This is a genomic window from Sediminibacter sp. Hel_I_10, assembly GCF_000688335.1.
Lineage (GTDB): Bacteria > Bacteroidota > Bacteroidia > Flavobacteriales > Flavobacteriaceae > Psychroserpens.
The window spans coordinates 1757142-1779613 of record NZ_JHZX01000001.1 but is presented as its reverse complement, the minus strand read 5'-3'; the positions used below and the strand labels follow the sequence as shown (position 1 = coordinate 1779613).

18 protein-coding genes are annotated in these 22472 nt (G+C 36.6%); 11 read left to right on the top strand and 7 right to left on the bottom strand.

The window, feature by feature from the left end:
- Positions 1 to 120: 120 nt before the first annotated feature.
- Complete coding sequence (locus P176_RS0107915; protein ID WP_156032982.1) at positions 121 to 585, top strand: hypothetical protein; 465 nt, start codon at positions 121 to 123, stop codon at positions 583 to 585.
- A gap of 99 nt (positions 586 to 684) precedes the next feature.
- On the opposite strand, the gene P176_RS0107910 is transcribed toward P176_RS0107915, so the two are convergent.
- The 4 genes from P176_RS0107910 to P176_RS0107895 form a co-directional block, all read right to left on the bottom strand.
- Positions 685 to 1254, bottom strand: coding sequence for a 5-formyltetrahydrofolate cyclo-ligase (locus P176_RS0107910; protein WP_026754196.1), 570 nt, complete (start codon positions 1252 to 1254; stop codon positions 685 to 687).
- The gene (locus tag P176_RS0107905) at positions 1223 to 2233 is read right to left on the bottom strand and encodes a succinylglutamate desuccinylase/aspartoacylase family protein (RefSeq protein WP_026754195.1); all 1011 of its coding nucleotides are present in this window, start codon (positions 2231 to 2233) and stop codon (positions 1223 to 1225) included. Before P176_RS0107905 ends, P176_RS0107910 begins: the two co-directional genes overlap by 32 nt.
- Positions 2234 to 2405: 172 nt before the next feature.
- A complete protein-coding gene (gene rimK / locus P176_RS0107900; protein ID WP_026754194.1) occupies positions 2406 to 3278 on the bottom strand; it encodes a 30S ribosomal protein S6--L-glutamate ligase in 873 nt (290 codons plus the stop codon).
- A gap of 3 nt (positions 3279 to 3281) precedes the next feature.
- A complete protein-coding gene (locus P176_RS0107895) occupies positions 3282 to 3746 on the bottom strand; it encodes a RimK/LysX family protein (protein WP_026754193.1) in 465 nt (154 codons plus the stop codon).
- A gap of 116 nt (positions 3747 to 3862) precedes the next feature.
- Between P176_RS0107895 and uvrC the strand changes: the two genes are divergently transcribed.
- The 10 genes from uvrC to P176_RS0107845 all read left to right on the top strand — a co-directional run bounded on the left by uvrC (position 3863) and on the right by P176_RS0107845 (position 19917).
- Positions 3863 to 5656: an excinuclease ABC subunit UvrC gene (gene uvrC / locus P176_RS0107890; RefSeq protein WP_026754192.1), complete on the top strand. Its 1794-nt coding sequence runs from the start codon at positions 3863 to 3865 to the stop codon at positions 5654 to 5656.
- Positions 5653 to 7887, top strand: a complete 2235-nt coding sequence (locus tag P176_RS0107885; RefSeq protein WP_026754191.1) for a patatin-like phospholipase family protein — start codon at positions 5653 to 5655, stop codon at positions 7885 to 7887. Before uvrC ends, P176_RS0107885 begins: the two co-directional genes overlap by 4 nt.
- Before the next feature lie 136 nt (positions 7888 to 8023).
- A complete protein-coding gene (locus P176_RS0107880; protein ID WP_026754190.1) occupies positions 8024 to 9184 on the top strand; it encodes a homogentisate 1,2-dioxygenase in 1161 nt (386 codons plus the stop codon).
- Positions 9185 to 9365: 181 nt separating this feature from the next.
- Positions 9366 to 10526, top strand: a complete 1161-nt coding sequence (gene hppD, locus P176_RS0107875; protein ID WP_026754189.1) for a 4-hydroxyphenylpyruvate dioxygenase — start codon at positions 9366 to 9368, stop codon at positions 10524 to 10526.
- A gap of 307 nt (positions 10527 to 10833) precedes the next feature.
- A complete protein-coding gene (locus P176_RS0107870; protein WP_026754188.1) occupies positions 10834 to 11613 on the top strand; it encodes a DUF3108 domain-containing protein in 780 nt (259 codons plus the stop codon).
- Positions 11614 to 11622: 9 nt separating this feature from the next.
- Complete coding sequence (locus P176_RS0107865; protein WP_026754187.1) at positions 11623 to 12555, top strand: tryptophan 2,3-dioxygenase family protein; 933 nt, start codon at positions 11623 to 11625, stop codon at positions 12553 to 12555.
- Positions 12556 to 12574: 19 nt separating this feature from the next.
- Positions 12575 to 13858: a peptidoglycan DD-metalloendopeptidase family protein gene (locus P176_RS0107860; RefSeq protein ID WP_037349208.1), complete on the top strand. Its 1284-nt coding sequence runs from the start codon at positions 12575 to 12577 to the stop codon at positions 13856 to 13858.
- Positions 13858 to 15510 carry a glucose-6-phosphate isomerase gene (gene pgi, locus P176_RS0107855; RefSeq protein ID WP_026754185.1) on the top strand — a complete coding sequence of 551 codons (1653 nt, stop codon included), beginning with the start codon at positions 13858 to 13860 and terminating at the stop codon, positions 15508 to 15510. The genes P176_RS0107860 and pgi overlap by 1 nt, the downstream gene beginning before the upstream one ends.
- Positions 15511 to 15663: 153 nt before the next feature.
- The gene (locus tag P176_RS0107850) at positions 15664 to 18207 is read left to right on the top strand and encodes a carboxypeptidase-like regulatory domain-containing protein (RefSeq protein WP_026754184.1); all 2544 of its coding nucleotides are present in this window, start codon (positions 15664 to 15666) and stop codon (positions 18205 to 18207) included.
- Between the two features lie 12 nt (positions 18208 to 18219).
- Positions 18220 to 19917, top strand: a complete 1698-nt coding sequence (locus P176_RS0107845; RefSeq protein ID WP_026754183.1) for a choice-of-anchor J domain-containing protein — start codon at positions 18220 to 18222, stop codon at positions 19915 to 19917.
- A 75-nt stretch (positions 19918 to 19992) separates the two neighbouring features.
- Here P176_RS0107845 and gldD read toward each other — a convergent pair whose 3' ends face one another.
- The 3 genes from gldD to P176_RS0107830 all read right to left on the bottom strand — a co-directional run bounded on the left by gldD (position 19993) and on the right by P176_RS0107830 (position 22454).
- Positions 19993 to 20574 (bottom strand): gliding motility lipoprotein GldD, encoded by a 582-nt coding sequence (gldD, locus tag P176_RS0107840; protein ID WP_026754182.1) that lies wholly within the window; start codon positions 20572 to 20574, stop codon positions 19993 to 19995.
- An 87-nt stretch (positions 20575 to 20661) separates the two neighbouring features.
- On the bottom strand, positions 20662 to 21972 hold the full coding sequence (locus P176_RS0107835; RefSeq protein ID WP_026754181.1) for a gliding motility-associated protein GldE: 1311 nt from the start codon (positions 21970 to 21972) through the stop codon (positions 20662 to 20664).
- A gap of 23 nt (positions 21973 to 21995) precedes the next feature.
- Entirely contained in the window at positions 21996 to 22454 is a 459-nt protein-coding gene (locus P176_RS0107830) for a single-stranded DNA-binding protein (protein ID WP_026754180.1), read from the bottom strand.
- Positions 22455 to 22472 lie beyond the last annotated feature (18 nt).

Genomic DNA, 22472 nt, shown 5'->3' with positions numbered 1-22472 from the left:
AGGTTCTACTCCCAAGGAATCAATGCCATGAGAATAATAATCTATTTGTTTTTGATTTTATTTATTTCTTGTAGTTCTACGTATAATCATCTTGAAAGTGATTTTTATACCATCATAAACATGCAAATTGAAAGAAATTTAGAAAATTTTAATGGTCAAAAAGTGAATATTAAAACTAATCTTGATGATTATATAGTCAGATATTTTGATAAAATAGATACGGATGACTTCACTAATTGCGCTCTTCGAGAAAAATTAGGTAATGCTGTTTTTTCTCAAATTTTTCAGGATCAAAATTTACAATTTTTAAAAGGTCAAAAAGGTAATGAGATGCTTGATTCAACTTTGATCAAGGTGGCTGATAAATTTGAGGTCAGTTGGAATTCAAATAAAATCTCAAGAACGTATTTAAACTCTTCATTTTCTATTAATGTATCATCTCCAAAATTTACAAGCAAAGAAAATTATGCACTAATAGGTTTTGCTTATGGTTACGAGGAAGCCATGGAGGGAGGTATAAGTGTATTTTTGAACAAAAATGGTGAATGGATTTATTACACCTCTTTAGATGCTTGGATTGAGTAAAACGATCCTGAAGTATCGATGTATGAAAGCAAATAACTAAAGGGTAATGTTCGATGTCCATTATATTATTTGTGTTTTATAGTAGTTTTAAGAGGGCTCTTATTCGCTGAACTTATAAACCGCCTCAGGCGTCACGCAAAAATCTAAACCGATATCATGTTGAGAGATATCGCTAAAAGCTGTTTCGGGTTTAAAAAATGAGAGTCCGATTTTAAGCGTTTCGGGTTTGCACTGGCTTAAGAACATATCGTAAAAGCCTTTGCCATATCCAATTCTATGGCCAGATTGGTCAAAAGCCAATAAGGGTACAAAAACCACTTCAATTTTAGCGCTGTCAATTTCTATACCGTCTACAGGCTCGGGGATGTTGTATTCATTTTTCTTGATTCGGGTACTATCGGTTAACAGATAATGTGTCATTTTATGGTTGCCGAAATCACTTTTTGACAGCACAATGTTTTTGTCTTTGCCCGACAAAATGTTAAGGATGTAATCGGTATTGACTTCATTATATTCTACAATACTCAAAAAAATATGATAGAAGCTTTTATCCCAGACCTTCATGGTGAGCAGTTGGTTGGCGATTTTTAAGCTAAGTTCCTCTACATCTTCAGATGAGAGGCCTTTTCGAAGCACTTTATAGGCTTTCCGGAGTTGGGGTTTTGTCATCAACGATAGCAAGTGTAATATGAAAGATAGCATCACCTTGGTATATAATAGGCGACTCATTAATATTGAAAATATAACCGGCATTCGGTGCTTTAACAAAATGATTAAAGCTTCCGTAGGGATCGGTTATATTACCCAAAACATCCCCTTTCTCTACATAAGAATTAATGGTTATGGTAGATTTAAACATCCCTGAAAATTTCGCACGAATCCATTTACTGTCTTTAACTACAATACAGGCTTCTTTTGGTTTTGAGGTCTTAAACTTGCTGTTGAGCATGCCCATATGGTTGAGAACTCGTTTAGCACCGTTAACCCCTGTGTTGGTAATGTTATTATCTATGTTAAACGACTTGCCGCCTTCAAATAGTAAGATGGGAATGCCCAGTTTATGACAGGCATTTCTAAAGGATTTGCTGAGGTTTTGGGAGTATAAAATAAAGGGTGCACCAAAGACTTGCGCATATTCATATAATAAAGGCTCATCTTCAATAATACGAACTTGTGCCGCATTAAAACGACCAGCACCTCCGGTATGAAAGTCCATGATAAAATCAACATGAGGTAGGATCTCTGTGACCAATTGAAAGGCCACACGACTAGCCAAAGACCCGCCCTGAATACCAGGAAATACCCGGTTAAGATCTCTTCCATCGGGAAATTGCCGGTCCATATGGATAAAACCAAACACGTTGATCACCGGGATACAGATGATTGTTCCCTTTTTTGGGGTATTAATTCCCTTAGCAATAATTTGTCTTACGATTTCAACACCGTTGATTTCATCGCCGTGAATGCCCGCAGTCATTAAAACAGTAGGGCCAGGTTTTCTAGATCTTGAAATGATAATGGGAACGTCAATGCTATTCTGGGTGTGTAGCTTGGCAACATTAAAACTTAAGGTGGTTGTCTTTCCTTTGGCTACAGACTCTCCTAAAATAATAAGATCATCAACGGTTTTTTCCTTAGTATCACTCATGCATTGCTATGTTTATTCTTGAATTTGATGATTAATGATAATGAATCAAAAAGATCAATTCGAAATCAAAAAATAAAATTTTATTTATCATTGAAACTAAAAAGACTTTAAATTCTATGATTAGAAACCGATCTTAAGTGATGAAACGACAGTTGAAAATCGAGAAATTCAATTAAACATTACGCTCAATATATCTAATGATAGTTTTTGCAATATCTTTTTTAGTAGCGGTTTCAATACCCTCCAAACCAGGTGAAGAGTTTACTTCTAAAATTAATGGTCCTCGAGCAGATTGTAACATATCAACACCACAAATTCCTAAGCCAAGAGCTTTTGCAGCTCGTAATGCAGCATTTTCTTCTTCGTCTGTAAGTTGAATCACGTTGGCACTTCCTCCTCTGTGAAGATTTGATCTAAATTCACCTTCCTTCCCTTGGCGTTTCATAGCCCCAACAATGTTGCCATCTACTACAAAGGCCCTAATATCAGCTCCTTTAGATTCTTTGATAAATTCTTGAACTATTACTCTTGCTTGTAGTCCATTAAAAGCTTCAAGTACAGATTCTGCTGCGTTATTGGTTTCGGCTAAAACCACGCCCAATCCTTGAGTACCCTCAAGAAGTTTGATGACTAAGGGAGCGCCACCCACGTATTTAATGATGTCTGAAACATCTTTTGTGTAGTTAGAGAATACCGTTTTTGGCATTCCTAAGCCTGCACGTGACAAGACCTGAAGACTTCTTAATTTATCACGAGATCTTACTAAAGCTTGTGATTCAACTGTAGAGAAAATTTTCATCATCTCAAACTGTCTTACCACTGCCGTGCCATAAAACGTAACAGAAGCTCCAATTCTTGGAATGATGGCGTCAACGCCTTCAATCATTTTACCTTTATAAACAACTCCGGGATTTTTTTTCTCGATGATGATCTCACATTTTAAGGGATCAACAATTTCAACAGTATGCTTACGCTGTTTTGCAGCATCTACCAATCTTTGGGTAGAATACAAATGAGGATTTCGAGACAAAATGACAATATTCATGCGCTATGATTTTTTTGTATTAACGGTATCGGGAGTTGTCCCAGATTTTATTTTCTTTTGATGAGATAGGTTTTTTAAGCTCACATCTACCACAAATTTTTTCAATAAAAATTTACGCCCTATCAAAATAGGAAACTTCATATCATCCCTATCGCTCAAGGTCAAATGTATACTATATTTTTTATTGAAAATAATGATCGATGTTTTTACTTTATAGCGTTGCTGTACAATGCCATTACTACTTTTAACTCTAGTGGTAGAGAAGTTTTTAAAAACAATCTTTTTACCATTGTAATTAGGATGCTCCTTATCGTAAAAAAGACATTTGAGCATACCGTCTTCTTCATAAAATTTATGGCAATGTATCGATGAGGTATAGGCCCCAGTATCGATTTTGATATCAATATCAGACAAGTCGAGCGTGGGGAAATCTGCTTTATCTATTCTGCCAATTACTTTTTTGGGCATCTTTTGAATTAAATGAACATGCAAGTTAGTGAAAACTCCATATGACCAAGGACTTTAACGAATGTTTTTTTAGAGGAAAGCCAAGCAAATAAAATTGAAATAGTACCTTTACATTGATGCAAAACCCTACGCTAGATATCCAAATTAAGACCCTTCCTCAACAGCCAGGCGTGTATCAATATTTTGATAAGGAGGATAAATTGATCTATGTAGGCAAGGCTAAAAACATTAAGAAGCGCGTTAGTTCTTACTTTACCAAAACCCATGATAATGGTAAAACCAGAGTACTGGTGAAGAAGATTGCCAAGATCAAGCATATTGTGGTAGAGACAGAAACAGATGCCCTGCTGCTTGAAAACAATTTGATCAAAAAGAACAAGCCGCGTTATAATGTGTTATTAAAAGATGATAAATCCTACCCTTGGATTTGCATCAAAAAAGAACGTTTTCCCAGAGTCTTTCCCACTCGACGCATATTTAAAGACGGTTCAGAATATTACGGTCCTTACACAAGTATGAAAACAGTTTGGACACTATTAGACCTTATCAAAGGGCTCTACCACTTACGAACGTGTAATTTTAATCTTTCCGAAGAAAAAATTGAAGCAGGAAAATACAAAGTCTGTTTAGAATATCATTTAGGCAATTGCGAGGGCCCTTGTGAAGGTTTTCAAGATGAAGAGGAATACAACGCTAACATAAAGGCCATACGAGAGATTATAAAGGGAAATTTTAAGGATTCACTTTCTCAGTTCAAGACCCAAATGAAAGATTTGGCGGCCAACATGCATTTTGAGGAAGCACAACGTATTAAGGAAAAAATAGAGGTTTTAGAAAACTACCAATCTAAGTCTACCGTTGTTAATCCCAAAATTAGCAATGTTGATGTGTTTAGCATCATGAGTGATGAGGGTTATGGCTATGTCAACTTTTTACAATTGTCCTACGGAAGCATTATCAGGTCACATACCTTAGAGATCAAAAAGAAATTAGACGAAACGGATAAAGAACTTTTAGAGTTAGCAATAACTGAAATACGACAACGTTTTAACTCCAATTCAAGAGAAATTTACGTGCCTTTTAAAGTGGATCTAGGTGAAACGATTAGAGTCACCATTCCCAAGTTAGGCGACAAGAAAAAGATATTGGACTTGTCACTTCGGAATGCAAAATACTACCGTATGGAGCGCTTTAAGCAAGTGAAGATTGTGGATCCAGATCGCCATGCCAATCGTATTATGGCACAGATGAAGGCCGATTTGCGATTACCAGAAGAGCCACGTCATATCGAATGTTTTGATAATTCGAACATACAGGGTACAAATCCGGTTGCGGCTTGTGTGGTTTTTAAGGATGGAAAGCCGAGTAAAAAGGATTACAGGCATTTTAATATAAAAACGGTGGTAGGTCCAGACGATTTCGCCTCAATGGAAGAAGTGGTCTACAGACGTTACAAACGTTTAGTTGAAGAAGAGCAATCTTTACCACAGCTTATTATTATTGATGGCGGTAAAGGGCAACTCAATTCAGCATTAAAAAGTTTGGATGCTTTAGGGCTTCGAAACAAAATTGCCATTATTGGTATTGCCAAAAGATTGGAAGAGTTATTTTACCCAGATGACCCCATCCCGCTGTATTTAGATAAAAAAAGTGAAACGCTTAAAGTCATACAGCATCTTAGAAATGAAGCCCATCGATTTGGTATAGAGCATCATAGAAATAGACGAAGCAAAGGTGCCTTAACTACAGAATTGGAAAGTATTTCGGGTATTGGTGAGCAAACTGTTGTAGCTTTGATGAAACGCTTTAAATCCTTAAAACGAATTAAAGAGGCAAAACAAGAAGATTTGGAAGCTGTAGTAGGCTTATCTCGAGCTCAAAAAATTAAAGCCTTTTACAAAAAAGAATGAAACAGATCATTATCATCATGTCGCTTCTGGTCTGTGTTTCATTACACGCCCAAGACCTTCCACGACAACAACAAAAAAAAATTGGTTTGGTTTTAAGTGGAGGAGGCGCTAAGGGGTTTGCTCATATTGGAGCGCTCAAGGTAATTGATAGTTTGGGCATTAAGATAGATTATGTAGCAGGTACCAGTATGGGGGCCATTATAGGGTCTTTATATGCTTCTGGATACTCCGGAAAACAATTGGACTCTATTTTTAAAAGTCTTGATTTTGATAACGTGATTAACGATATTCTTCCCAGATCGGCAAGAACCTTATATGAACGAGAGAATAACGAGAAGTATGCGGTGATTTTACCTTTTGATAAGTTTAAACTAAAATTACCTTCAGCGCTCTCTCGAGGTCAAAATGTGTTTACCCTCTTATCCCAATTGACATTGCATGTGAGTGATGTTACAGACTTCGATAAATTGCCCATTCCATTTTTTTGTATTGCCACAAATGTAGAAACTGGTAAAGCTGTTATATTAGATTCAGGCAGTCTCCCACTGAGTGTTACTGCTAGTGGCGCTTTGCCGTCTTTATTTCAGCCCGTTGAAATTGACGGCAAATTATTGATTGATGGCGGTGTTGTTAATAATTATCCAGTCGATGAGCTCAGGGCAAAAGGGATGGATGTCATCATTGGTGTTGATGTTCAAGATGGTTTAGCTGCCAGAGAAGATATGGCTTCGGCTTTGGATGTGTTGGTGCAAATCAACAACTTTAGAACCATTAATGACATGAAGCTCAAAGCTGAAAAAACAGATATTTATATCAAACCCGATATTGCAGATTTTAGCGTGATTGCCTTTAGTGAAGGGGAAAAAATTATTGAAAACGGAAAAAAAGCGGCACTTGAAAAATTAGATGCGCTTGAAGCATTACCGCGACAAACAATAGATCGATCTCGATTAGACGTTAATCTTAGAGCCTGTGATAGTATTCGTATCAATTCCATTGGGATTTCGGGAAATAAGCGTTACACACGCTCCTATATTTTAGGAAAGCTCAAGCTTAAAACAGATGAAACGGTGAGCTATAAAGATTTCAATAAGGGGATCAATAATTTAATAGCGACTAATAATTTCGAAAGTTTTACCTACGTATTGCATAAGGATCAGGATAAAAAAGGATATAAGTTAGAAACTCAAGTAAAAGAAAGTAAAACAACTACATTTTTTAAGCTGGGCCTGCATTATGATGATGTGTATAAAAGTGCAGCACTTATAAATTTGACAAAAAAACGGCTGTTGTTTAATAATGACTTTGCGTCTTTAGATATTGTTTTGGGAGACAACGTGCGGTATAATTTTGAGTATCTTATTGATAAAGGGTTTTATTGGAGTGTTGGCTTAAGATCACGGTATAATCAATTTGAAAAAGACATCAATCCAGAATTATTTTTGAGTGATGAACAATTGGCCTCTACAAACGTTAATAGAATAGACGCAAAACTTAGAGACCAGACCAATCAATTTTACATTCAAACCTTATTTAGAAAGGACTTCGCGTTGAGTTTGGGAGCAGAACATAAACGGTTGACCGTTAAATCTGAAACCATCACGCTTAATGATGAAACCGATGAGTTCTTGTTTGAAAACACAGACTACTTTAGCGTTTTTGGGACGTTGAAGCTGGATACGTATAATGATAAATATTACCCATCTAACGGTGTTTACTTTAGTGGTGATTTTCATACCTATTTATTGGCTTCAGATTTCAATGCCGATTTTAATGAATTTTCAATAGCCAAGGCAGATATGGGTTACGCCTTTAGTTTAAACGATAAATTTGCCATAAATATAAAAACTGCTGGAGGTTTTTCTTTAGGAGGAGAAAACAGTGAGGCGCTTGGTTTCGCACTTGGTGGATATGGCAATAACTTTATAAATAACTTCACACCGTTTTTGGGATACGATTTTATAGCGTTAACTGGCGATAGTTTTGTGAAGGCTTATGCCTCATTGGATTATGAGTTATTCAAAAAACACCACATCACGCTAGAAGGCAATTGGGCCAATATAGACAATGAGATTTTTGAAACCGGAGAGTGGCTCACGCTACCAGAGTATAGAGGCTATGCCTTAGGTTATGGTATTGAGACCTTTCTTGGTCCAATACAAGTGAAGTACAGTTTTTCTCCAGAACAAGAGGATAATGTCTGGTATTTTAATCTGGGATTCTGGTTTTGATACGGCAACCTGTCTATAACAGTAAAAATGCTCTGGCTCTTTTTCTTTTGTAAACCCTTCTATATTTGTATCTTTAAAACAGAATAGAAATTGGTTCTAATCTTCTATTCATTAACACATCATAATACAGTTACAAATGCCTTTTTATCATAAATTAGGGAAAATCCCTCCAAAACGCCACACGCAATTTCGTAAAGAAGACGGGAGTTTATATTACGAACAATTGTTTGGGACCATCGGTTTTGATGGGATGTCTACCAATAGTTATCACGAACAGCGACCTACGCAGGTCAAGACCATTAAAAAGCAATATAGCGTTGCGCCAAAGATTGCAAAGGCCAATCATATACAATCATATCGCCTAAGAGGCTTTCAAGTAAAGCCAGAGCAAGATTTTTTAGAGAGCAGAAAAGCGATTTTGACCAATAGTGATTGCACCATTATTTTAGCGTCACCAAAAGCATCTACAAAAGATTATTTCTATAAAAACTCTGATGCCGACGAGCTTATTTTTATTCATAAAGGTTCAGGTAAACTGCGTACGCATTTAGGGAATCTTGATTTTAAATACGGCGACTATTTGGTCATCCCAAGAGGCGTTATTTATAAAATAGATTTTGATCAAGAAGACAATAGGTTGTTTATTGTAGAGTCTCGACGCCCTATTTACACACCAAAGCGTTATCGCAATTGGTTTGGGCAACTGCTGGAACACTCTCCGTACTGCGAACGTGATTTAAGACGTCCGTATGAATTGGAAACCAATAATGAATCGGGAGAGTTTTTAATGAAAATTAAAAAGCAAGGTGATATTTTTGAAATGGTTTATGCTTCACATCCTTTTGATGTCGTAGGGTATGACGGTTACAATTATCCCTACGCATTTTCCATTCATGATTTTGAGCCCATTACTGGTCGTATTCACCAACCGCCACCGGTACATCAAACCTTTGAGACCGATGCTTTTGTAGTGTGCAGTTTTGTACCGCGTTTGTATGATTACCATCCAGACAGCATTCCTGCACCATATAATCACAGTAATATTGATAGTGATGAGGTGCTGTACTATGTTGATGGTGATTTTATGAGCCGTAATGATATTGAGGCAGGCCACATTTCCTTACACCCTGCAGGGATTCCGCATGGTCCGCACCCGGGAGCTACAGAGCGCAGTATAGGAAAGACAAAGACCAAGGAATTAGCGGTTATGGTAGACACATTTAAGCCTTTACAGCTCACCGAGGAAGCTATGAAAATTGCTGATGAAGATTATTTCAAATCATGGTTAGACCATTAAATGATTAAGGCTATTAACCGATGCTTTAAATTGAGGGCCATTATTCCTTAATAGATATTCTTCGGAAATTTTAGCCTAAAAGAAACACATTATAAATAACTAAAAACAAGAATAAATTCTAAACAAGGTCCAAGTTTGGAGGCTCTTTAAAACAGAGTTTAAATCGGATAACTTATTAATTATGGCAAAAGAAGTAAAAAGCGTTGATTACGGATTGGAAAAGATCTTTGACAAAGCCCAAGATTTTTTACCATTGTTAGGTACAGATTATGTTGAATTTTACGTTGGCAATGCCAAACAATCTGCTCATTTCTATAAAACAGCGTTCGGCTTTCAATCTTATGCTTACAGAGGTTTAGAGACAGGTTCTAAAGATTCGGTAAGTTACGTGCTCAAACAAGATAAAATACGTTTGGTGTTGACCACACCTTTAAGCAGTTCGTCTCCAATAAACGACCATATCGTTAAACATGGTGACGGCGTAAAAGTGGTTGCCCTTTGGGTGGAAGATGCCCGTAAATCTTTTGAAGAAACCACCAAAAGAGGCGCAAAACCTTTTATGGAACCAACCGTTGAAAAAGATGAGCATGGTGAAGTGGTTCGTGCGGGGATTTACACGTATGGCGAAACGGTTCATATGTTTGTAGAGCGTAAAAACTATAATGGCACGTTTATGCCAGGTTTTAAGCCATGGGAATCAGACTACAATCCAGAATCGGTAGGATTAAAATATATTGACCACATGGTGGGCAACGTTGGCTGGGGCCAAATGAACAAATGGGTCAAATGGTATGAGGATGTTATGGGTTTTGTGAACTTTCTGTCTTTTGATGATAAGCAAATCCATACCGAATATTCAGCACTCATGAGTAAGGTAATGAGTAATGGTAACGGACGCATTAAATTCCCTATCAATGAGCCGGCAAAAGCGGCTAAAAAATCGCAAATAGAAGAATATCTCGATTTTTACGAAGATTCTGGTGTTCAGCATATTGCAGTAGCTACAGATGATATTATAGGCACTGTGGCGCAATTGAAGTCTCGTGGTATTGAGTTTTTACCGCCACCGCCACAATCGTATTACGATATGATTCCTGAACGTTTGGGAGCGCATCGAGATATGATGAAAGAAGATATTTCAAAATTACAGGAACTATCTATCCTTGTAGATGCTGATGAAGAAGGCTATCTACTCCAAATCTTTACCAAGCCACTAGAGGACAGACCGACCTTATTTTTTGAGATCATTCAAAGAATGGGTGCAAAAGGTTTTGGTGCTGGTAATTTTAAAGCTTTGTTTGAGTCTATAGAACGCGAACAAGAGAAAAGAGGCACACTTTAAATTTTAGATTTTCATATCAAATAGACCTGAATGTTTTTTAAAATGTTCAGGTCTTTTCTATACGTACCATTGAGAATTGTTCAAATTCTGTCTTTTGAAAAATTGAATTTTGGCTCACATTTCCGAAGAAAAAAAAAGGTGTTTTCTAATACTCATATTGACTTATTTAATAGAAAATCTAACATAACTATAACACCTTTATTTATAGCCATTTCAATTTAATTTCTATTTTTGGAATAGTAATTGTAAAAGTACCTACTATACACGAAAACGCAACCTCTAAGTTGTGTTTGTAATAATTACTATGATGAAGAATCTGTTACTATTTATGACTTTGATTTTGGCTTTTGAGACCGCCTCGGCTCAAGAGCAAATGGCGTATCAAGATGGCGAATGGTTTAAATTTGAGATGAGCTACAGTAACTTTCTTAAAGCTGGTAATGCTACTTTAGAAGTCAATGAATCGAGTATCAATGGTAAACCGGTGTATCATGTTGTTGGTACGGGTTGGACCACTGGTGCAATTAAGTGGTTTTTTAAGGTTAAAGATCGCTATGAGACTTATATTGACAAAACCACCGGAATGCCCTACAAGTTTATAAGAAAAATTGACGAGGGCGGCCATACTAAAGATATTGAGATTGATTTTGATCATGCCAAACAAGAGGCTTTAGTAGAAAACAAAAAACATAAGACAAAAAAAATTATAGCTACTGAGAAGGATGTACAAGACATGGTCTCGGCATTTTATTATCTTCGCAATAATTATGACACAAAAAGCATCAAAGAGAACGATGTTGTAGCACTCAACATGTTTTTTGATGAAGAAAATTTTAATTTTAAACTAAAGTTCCTTGGAAGGGAAACGATAGATACCGAGTTTGGCAGGGTAAAAACCTTAAAATTTAGACCTTACGTTATGGCAGGTCGTGTGTTTAAGGAGCAAGAAAGCTTGACGCTTTGGGTTAGTGCAGATGACAACAAAATCCCACTTAAGATCAAGGCAGATTTAGCCGTCGGTTCGTTGCAAGCTAATCTCGAAGCCTTTAAGGGCTTAAAACATTCCTTTCAAGTAGAATTTGACTAACAAACCAGCATGCACGATTTACATAAGTTTGACGACGTCGTCAAACAGCTTCAAGAGAAGTATATAAAAATTGATCAAAATACAGATGATCATCTCTATGGCTTGCTTTACAGCAAGCCAATTACGTATTGGGACTATATTCAAACCGATGCGTTACTAAACCTTCAAATACAACGCACCACCTTGCCAGACGAGATGGTGTTTATTTCTTATCATCAAATCAATGAGCTCATTTTTAAAATGATTCTTTGGGAAATTGATCAGGTGGCCCAAAAAGAAGATTTAGATGTTTCTTTTTTTGAGAATAAGATCATGAGGGTAAGTCGGTATTTTGATATGCTAACAACCTCTTTCAACATCATGAGAGAAGGGATGGACATAGAGCAGTATATGAAATTTCGATATACCTTAACTCCAGCAAGCGGATTTCAAAGTGCACAATACCGTATGATTGAATTTGCTTCTACAGAATTAATCAATCTTATTGATTTCAGATTTAGAAAAACCATAGATAGAAACACCCCTTTTGAGCATGCGTTTGAGCATTTGTATTGGCAAGCCGCAGGGAAAGATTACGAAACCGGTAAAAAGTCGACCTTATTGGTCAATTTTGAAAAACGTTACAAAGGCGATTTTATTCGTTTCATGCAAACGTATAATACCAAAAACCTCTGGTCAAGATTTAAAGAGTTGCCAAAAGAAGATCAAGAAGATGAGGCTTTAGTTAAAGCGATGCGTCATTATGATTATACGGTAAACGTAACTTGGGTAATGGCACATTACAATGCAGCCAAGCATTATATCGAAAGTGGTACTGGAGATGGCGAGGCTACGGGAGGCAGTGACTGGAAGAAATATATGCATCCAAAATATCAAAAACGCATATTTTTTCCTGAACTTTGGAGCGATGAAGAATTGGAAAATTGGGGAAATAATGTTTAAGACTAACGCGTTGAAACCTTTGAAATATTTAGTTATACTACTCTTTTTAAGTGTTGCAGTAACCTCTTGCAAAGAGGATGAAAAGCAAGAAGATGTTGTTATTACAGAGCCAATAATTGAACCAGAACCGGTTAAGGAATTTGGTTTTGTTCTCGATGATTATGTTGTAAAACGAGATACGGTAAAAAATGGCGACAGTTTTGGCGAAATCCTAGAACGGAACCATATTGGGTATCCTAAAATTTTTAATATCGCCGAAAAGGTTAGGGATACATTTGATATTAGAAGGTTGCGAGCAGGTCAGCCCTATATGCTGCTTTGTGCAAACGATTCTTTACAGACCCCAGAAACATTCATCTATCAAGAGAACAGCATTGATTATGTTGTGATTAATTTTAAGGATTCGATTTCAGCATATAAAGATAAAAAACCCATTACCATAGTTGAAAAAGAAGCCTCTGGTATTGTAATGAACAACTTATCTGAAACCATGGAGAATCAAGGATTACCTTATGCTTTGATCAATGACATGAGTGATATCTATGCTTGGACGATTGATTTCTTTAGATTACAAAAAGGAGATCGATTTAAGATTGTTTATAAACAGCGTTTTATTGATGACTCCATTTATGCAGGGATCGAAAGTATTGATGCTGCCTATTTTGAGCATAAAAATGAACCGTTTTATGCGTTCAATTTTGAAGTGGATAGCACCAAGCGTATTTCTGATTATTTTGATGAAAACACTAAAAGCCTTCGTCGAACATTCTTAAAAGCACCAGTACAATTTAGCCGTATTTCATCACGCTATAACCTCAACCGTCGTATTGCTTACTACGGTTATAAGTTGAGACCACATAAAGGCACCGATTTTGCGGCACCTATCGGAACACCTATTTTGGCAACGGCAAATGGAACGGTAGAAGAATCTACAAGACGCGGTGGTAATGGCAAATATGTGAAAATCAAACACAACGGTACTTATAGCACTCAATATTTGCACATGAAAGACCAGAAGGTGAAAAAAGGGCAGTATGTAAAGCAAGGAGATGTGATTGGTTGGGTAGGAATGACTGGTAATACAGGAGGTCCTCATGTTTGTTATCGTTTTTGGAAAAACGGTAAACAAGTAGATCCATTTAAAGAAAAATTACCTGAAGCAGAATCAATACCCGAATCTTTAAAGTCGAAATACGTCGAATTTATTGAACCACTAAAATCAAAATTAGATGGAATTCAATTTGACGATCATAACACAAATTCTACTTCAGAAGAAAACATAGTAACCTCTAACATCCAATAATGGCATTACCAAACATCAATCCAACAACAACAAAGGCCTGGAAAAAATTAGAATCCCATTTTGAAGCCATAAAAAACCATCAGGTTAAAAGCTTTTTTGAAGATGATTCTAACAGAGCAAAAGATTTGACCATTAAATGGGAGGACTTCTATGTGGATTATTCTAAAAACCGCATCACTGGTGAAACGGTGAAGTTGCTATTAGAATTAGCAGATGAGGTTGGACTAAAAACGGCGATGTCTCAATATTTTGGAGGCGAAGTGATTAATGCTACAGAAGGCCGTGAAGTATTGCATACAGCTTTGAGAAATCCTAAAACGGCACAGGTATTGGTTGACGGTAAAGATGTAATGCCTGAGATCTATGAGGTGAAAGATCAAATCAAGACCTTCTCCAAAAAAGTTATTAATGGAGAAATTAAAGGATATACCGGTAAATCTATTACCGATGTTGTAAATATAGGTATTGGAGGATCAGATTTGGGACCTGCCATGGTTGTAGAAGCCTTAACCTATTATAAAAATCAGCTTCAAACACATTTTGTAAGTAATGTTGATGGAGATCATGTTAATGAAGTGATCAAGTTGTTAGATCCTGAAACGACCTTATTTGTAATCGTTTCAAAAACATTTACCACACAAGAAACACTGTCCAATGCCAATACCATTAAGGCGTGGTTTCTTGAATCGGCAAACGAAGAAGCAGTTTCAAAACACTTTGTTGCGGTCTCTACAAATATTGAGAACGTGAAAGCTTTTGGTATAGATGAAAATAACATTTTCCCCATGTGGAATTGGGTAGGAGGTCGTTTTTCACTTTGGAGCGCGGTCGGACTTTCGATTAGCTTGGCCGTAGGTTTTGATAATTTTGATAAGTTGCTATTAGGTGCTCATAAAATGGATGAGCATTTCAAAAATGAGTCATTTGATAAAAACATCCCAGTCATTTCAGCCATGCTGAGTGTCTGGTATAACAACTTTTTTAAAGTTGAGACAGAAGCCGTCATTCCTTATTCGCAATATCTTAATCAATTTGCTACCTATTTACAACAAGGTATAATGGAAAGCAATGGTAAAAGCGTGGATAGAAATGGAGATAAAATCGAGTATCAAACGGGTACCATTATCTGGGGAGAACCAGGTACTAATGCTCAGCATGCCTTCTTTCAATTGATCCATCAAGGCACAAAGTTAATCCCGGCAGAATTTATTGGTTTTGCAAATTCACTTCATGGCAATCAAGATCATCAAGACAAACTGATGTCTAATTTCTTTGCACAAACCGAAGCGCTTTTAAATGGGAAGTCAAAGGAAGCGGTTATAGCAGAATTTAAAGCGCACGGTGTTTCCGAAGAAATAAGAAAGCAGCTCACGCCTTTTAAAGTATTTGAGGGCAATAAGCCTACGACTACCATATTGATAGATAAGTTGAGTCCTGAAAGCTTAGGGAAGCTTATAGCTATGTATGAGCATAAGATTTTTGTACAAGGTATTGTATGGAATATTTATAGTTATGATCAATTTGGTGTAGAATTGGGTAAACAATTGGCTAGTAGTATTCTGAACGAAATCAATGATGATAGCATTAAAACAGTGCATGATGCTTCTACAGCAAATTTATTGAGTTACTATAAGGATATAGCTCAACAATAGCGGAGATAAGTATCTGTTATTCAGAAAACTAATTAAAAACGATACTTTTTATATTTTGAAAAATTTTGTTTTTCTTAACATTAAGTTAATATAGGATTGTTTCTTTGCACCTACTTTTGCGCAAAATTAAAACTCTTAAATTATTCTTAATCGATGAAAAAATTTTCAAAGTGTTTAATGATGTTTGTGGTACTTCTTTGTACTGCAATAGGATTTTCCCAAGGTACAATAACGGGAACTATTATTGGTTCAGACATGAATGAGCCTTTACCAGGTGCCAATGTTATTGAAAAAGGTACTACTAACGGAACCACTACAAATTTTGATGGTGAGTTTACTATCAAGACTCAGTCTGCTTCTGGTGAATTAGTGATTACTTTTGTAGGGTATACCTCAAAAACGATTTCCTTTTCTGGAGATCAAGACTTAGGTCAAATCATGCTAGAGTCTAGCGAGGTTGGTCTTCAAGAAGTACAGATTATCGCATCGGTAGCTGTGGATAGAAAAACGCCAGTGGCGGTTTCTACAGTAAGAGCGGCAGAAATTGATTTAAAACTAGGAACACAAGAGTTTCCCGAAATTTTAAAGTCTACTCCTGGAGTATATGCTACTAAGACTGGTGGTGGTTTTGGAGACGGCGAAATAAGACTAAGAGGTTTCTCCTCTGAAAACGTTGCCGTAATGATTAATGGTGTTCCTGTAAACGACATGGAAAATGGTGTGGTTTATTGGAGTAACTGGGCCGGTTTAGGAAGTGTTACTAGCTCTATGCAAGTTCAAAGAGGTTTAGGAGCATCCAAAGTAGCGGTGCCTTCTATAGGTGGTACAATTAATATCATCACTAAGACTACTGATGCTGAAGAAGGAGGAAACGTGTTTACGTCTTTAGGTAATGATGGCTACAGAAAAGTAGGTATAACGTACTCTACAGGATTAATGGACAATGGTTTTGCTGCAACTGTTTCTGCCGATAAAACGGATGGTGACGGTTATGTAGATGGTACACCATTTAACGCAGTTTCCTATTTTGTTAATGTGTCAAAGGAAATTAATGATAATCATAAATTATCACTAACTGCTTTTGGAGCTAAGCAACGTCACGGCCAAAGACAAAACCCACATTTAATAGAGACTTTTAGAGCTAGTGAGAGTGGAAGAAAGTATAACTCTGATTGGGGTTATATGAACGGACAGCTTACAAGCGTTGAAGATAACTTTTATCACAAACCACAAATCTCTTTGAATCACTATTGGACTATTAGTGATAAAACCAGCTTATCAACTGCAGCTTACGTATCTTTTGGTACTGGTGGTGGCGGTGGATTCAGTGGTGTTAATAAATTTGCATTCGATAATGACGAATATAGAATTGGTAATTTAGGACCACTTGATCTTGATAAAATTGTTGATGAGAATGAAGCATTAGGTGTTGAAGGCTCAGAGAGTATTTTAAGAGCATCTCGTAATGACCATAATTGGTACGGCCTTCTTTCTACCTTGCAGACAGATCTTACTGATGATATTGTATTTTTAGCAGGGTTAGACGTAAGAGGTTATACAGGAAAGCACTTTACAGAACTGACCGATTTATTAGGAGGTGAATATTACTCAGATGATTCTGATGTAAACAACCCTAATAAAATGGCTAAAGTAGGAGATAAGATTTTATATGATAATGATGGTAAAGTTGGCTGGTTAGGCGGTTTTGCACAGATTGAATATGATATTCAAGATAATTTAAATGCGTTTGTAGCGGTAAACGCTTCAAATACATCTTACCAAAGAATAGATCGTTTCTTATATTTAGATAGTGATCCACTACAAGAATCAGACACTTACAACTTCTTTGCTTATGGTGCAAAAGCAGGAGCAAGTTTCCGATTTGACGGAGAAAATAACGTATTTGCTAATCTAGGATATTTCGAAAGAGCACCTTACTTTAACTCAATTTTTGCTAATAGAAATAACACGGACGTCAATGCTGATGCAGAAAACCAAAAAATTACGAGTTTCGAAGTGGGTTACGGACACAGAGGAGAGCGCCTTTCCGCTAATGTGAATGTATATCACACGACTTGGAATGATAGAACAGAGTTTGTAAGTTTTCCTGGACAAGAAGAGGGAACGCGTAACTTTGCCAATGTTTTGGGAGTTAATGCCGTTCACCAAGGGATTGAAGTAGATTTTGTTTATAAGGCTACAGACTTTTTAACTGTTACTGGTATGGCGTCAATCGGAGATTGGAGATGGCAAAACAATGTTGAAAATGTTCCAATTTTTGATGAAGAAAATAATCAAGTTAGTGAGGTCAATATTTTTATTGAAGACCTACATGTAGGTAACGCGGCTCAAACCACATTTGCTTTAGGTACAAGTTATAAGTTTACACCCAAAACCACTTTTGCTATAGATTATAATTATTATGGCGATATTTATGCCGATTATGATCCAAGTAACCGTACAGAGCCAGGCCCTGATGCATGGAAAATGCCAGATTTCGGTCTTTTTGATGCAGTGATTAGACATGGTTTTGATTTTGGTAGTTTTGATGCTCAGCTTACAGGTAGAATTAATAATGTTTTTGATACTGAGTATATTTCAGATGCTCGTGATGGGGCTAATTCAGATGTGTTTACATCAAGAGTTTTTTACGGTTTTGGAAGAACCTTTAGTGTTGGAGCAAAACTTAACTTTTAAAAAAAATTGAAAATGAAAAAAGTAATTTATTTATTCGCTTTTATGGCAGCAATTTTTACAAGTTGCGAGCCATTAGAAGATATCAATGCAGAAATTGATGCTTTACCAGAAGAACCGAATATTGGTGTATTTGAATATACCCTTACCGGAGATGATTATGCGAGATTTGATCTTGGATTTGGTAACTTCAATTCGGAGCAACAAGCAAAGGATTCAATTCCTTCACTACTGTCAGATTTGTACCCATTATACGGTCAAGGGTCTTCAGTTCTAGTTACTTATGACTTATTTGTAGGTAATGCCGAAGGTGTTAGTGATTTTACAGGAGCAGATGTTTATTCATTAAGTAGTGAAGATTATTTTTCTACAGGAAGTGATGCGCCTGGATTTTATCCAAACGTAGATCCTACTCAAGAGATTCCAAGTATTTTAAATGATCAAATTGATGCACCTGTTGAAGGACAAATTGTATTGGCACAGTATAGTCAGTATACAGAAACACCTGAAATTGGTTTAGCTAATTTTTATCAGGCAATTTTTCCTGGAGACTTTGGAGATTTTGAAGTGATATCTGTTTCTGGTGTTGCAGATTTAGGATGGTCTGCAGATGCAGGAAATATTGTAGGAAATGGATTTAATGGAGATCAAGCTGCGGTTGAAGAATGGATCATCTCTCCTGAAGTTGATTTAACAGGTGAAACAGATTTATTATTTCAAATAACCCAAGAAATTGATTTTCTTGGAGACCCTGAATTAATCGATATTCTTATTTCTACTGATTATACTACAGGAGGAGATGTTGATGCTGCTACGTGGACGGCTTTTGAGTTTGATAAAACAGCTTTTGGTAACATGACGCCTTCTGAAGATTTAGATTTTTCCGCTTATGATGGAGAAACGCTTCATGTAGCTTTAAGATACATCTCAATAGAGGATGATCCAGCTACTCCAGATGATGAAGGAGATGCAGCAAGATGGAGAGTAGAGTCATTTGCTATTAAAAATATTGGTATTAGTGGAGATACAGATGCTAAGGGAGAATACTTTGTATATCAAGGCGGTTCTTGGGAAGCAGCAGAAGACGTTTACTATTTGAGCAATTCAGATTATGACTCTATGGGTGAAGGTTCTGGTCAGCCAGGTCAGTTTAATAACTTTAGTAGTTCTACTCCTGCAGACAACTATGTTCCTGCTTTTTTAGGGCTTAAATATCCTTTTGCTCAAGAAGAGGATCAAATTTTTGTTATCTATAAGTATTTTTCTAGCTCTTCTGGCGCAAGCATAAGAGGTAACCTGTATACTTTTGCAAATGGATCATGGATGGCAAGCCAGAGTGTGATTACAACCTCACTTCAGTTTGGTTTTGATAATGGCGTTTGGGTACCAGATAATACCATAAGATATACTGTTTCTCAGCCTGAATTTGATTATATAGCTGAGAACTATGCAACAGATCCTATTTATGCGGCAGCAGTATCAAGTATGGCTAACTTTAGCAACTTCGATAGAAGACCTGCTAATGCAGCCTACTGGAGCGATGAGATGATATTGACTGTTTTTGCAGATTTGCTTAATAACGTTATTGCTCCAGGGGCAGAGAATGAGCAGAAATATGTGATGATCGTAGATATATATGATGGTAGTAACGGAACAGAAGAGTTTAGTTTGATAAAATTAGACGGAGCATGGGTATATAATACCGAAGAGTAAATAATCAATAGATTTCAAATAAAAAAGCCCATCAATTTTTTGATGGGCTTTTTGCTATTATCATATTTTGGACTATTACTCCTTCCACTCAATACTTTCCATTAAGTGCTTGATATCGTTTTTGAGATAAGAAGCAGCGGGATAGATAGAATCATAATTGGGTTTAGCATAAAAATAAAGAGAACCACTTAAAAAATGGTTAATGCTGTCGGTCACGTAAAATTGAGATTGAGATGCAGCATTACCTCCAACCTCATAGTACATTCCAAAAACGCGTTTGCTGGGGTTTTCATAAAGATCGCCCTCAATTTCATCTGCTTTAATAGCGTGTTTTTGTGTAAGGTTTTGGGCGTCGGTGAGCAGTTGTACTAAGTTATCGTCAGTCACCTTCTTATAGGTTAAATAGATGGTGCCCTTCATGGTAGGGTAGGTAATGTCTATACCAGAAACATCATTGACCCCGTCTAATTTTAATTCTGAAATTTCATTGGAGAGTTCATTCCGTTCAAAAGTAAAGGGCAATGGCACATCTACTTTTTTGTATTCAGGCTCAGGATACTCTAAGCGTAACATCCCTTTGGGCTTAGGTAAAGGATCATTTCCGCAGGACAAAAGCACCGAAGCTAACATGGGAAGCATTACTGTTTTTAACGTCATCTGTGGGTTTGTTTTTTGTGGACCTTAGGTTTTTTACTAAGTTCTAATTTTACATGGCCAAAATCACAATAGAGAAGGCGCCGTTGGTTAATCTAATATGGTGAATTTTACTTGCTTGATGCGCTTTTTATCAAGCGCCTCAATAGTAAAAACGTAATTTTTAAAATTTATTTTACTGTGTCTTCTTGGGAAGATCCCAGACACCTCTAAAATAAAACCTGCAATGGTTTCGGCTTCTCCTTTATAATCTTCAAAATCGGCCTCGCTCTCAATACCAATTATTTTATAAAACTGTTTTAAGGTCGTTTTTCCTTCTAAAGAATAATTCTTGTCATCGATCTTTACAAAGTTGACATCTTCATCATCAAACTCGTCACTAATATCTCCAACGATTTCCTCAATAACATCTTCTAAAGAAACCAAACCAGAAGTCCCGCCATATTCGTCTACAACCACAGCAAGATGCACTTTCTTCTCTTGAAACTCTACCATGAGGTCATCCAATTTCTTGTTCTCAGGTACAAAGAATGGTTCTCTCATTAAGGTGGTCCAATCAAAATGTTTACGATCTATAAAGGGAAGTAAATCCTTAACGTATAAAATACCGGTAACGTGGTCAATGCTCTCTTTGTAAACGGGAATTCTTGAATAGCCATTTTTAATGATATCGGGAATGATCTCCAAATACTTTTGATCTTCGTTTATGGCAAAAATATCCATACGTGGTCTCATGACTTGCTTGGTGTCTGTATTTCCAAAAGAAACAATGCCCTGCAAGATTTTATGCTCTTCTACAGAGGTATCACTATTATGGGTCAACTCTAAAGCTTGAGACAACTGATCTACACTTAAATTAGATTTCTGTTTCCCCAATTTGTTGTGGATGGTTAAGGTCACAAAACGCATTGGTAAACTAATTGGTGAGAAGATCACGTCTAACACGCGTAAAGGAATAGCCATAAACACAGAAAACTTAATACGATTTCTACTCGCATAAATTTTAGGTACAATTTCGCCAAATAGCAAAATTAAAAAAGTGATGACGACCACTTCTAGCAGAAAACGAACCCATGACAATTCAATATTGGCAAATAACGTCTCGCCCAAATAAGCAAAGAGGATAACCACGCCTATATTTAAAAAATTGTTCGCTACAAGAATTGTGGCCAAGAGCTTTTTTGGTCGTTCTAATAATTTCGCAATAATCTCAAAAGCCTTTTTCTGCTCTTCAAGACCTGTGTCTATATCAGATTTCACTAGAGAAAAGAAGGCGACCTCTGCGCCAGAAACTAGAGCAGAGCAAAACAAGAGTAGAAAAAGTAAGGTAAGCCCAAAAATAAAGGCAAAATCAAAAGAAAGTAAGGCTGTTAAAATGATACTCGGGGGTTCAGGATCCACAATTAATAAGGTATAGAGTTGATTTAGAAAGGGAGATCGTCGTGATCGTTTTCATTTGATGAACTACTAACCGGTGTTGGGTTAGCGCTTTTTTGATGGTTTTGTTGCTGCGGTGTTGCTTGGGTATTTACATTTTGACTATCATTTTTTGTGGTCAAAAAGGTAAAATCGGTACACTGTATTTCTGTAGAGTAGCGTTCTTGACCCTTATCATCTTGCCATTTTCTGGTCTTAAGTCGGCCTTCAATGTAAACTTTATCACCTTTACTTAAGTATTTTTCGCATATTTCTGCAGCCTTATTGCGTACCACAATATTGTGCCACTCGGTATTGGTAACCCGCTCATTGGTCTGTTTACTTGTATAGGTTTCGTTAGTGGCAATAGGAAATCGTCCAATACAGTTACCACCTTCAAAATAATGCATTTTCACTTCATCACCCAAATGCCCAATCAGCATCACTTTATTTAATGTTCCAGACATAGTTTTTTATTTAATTCA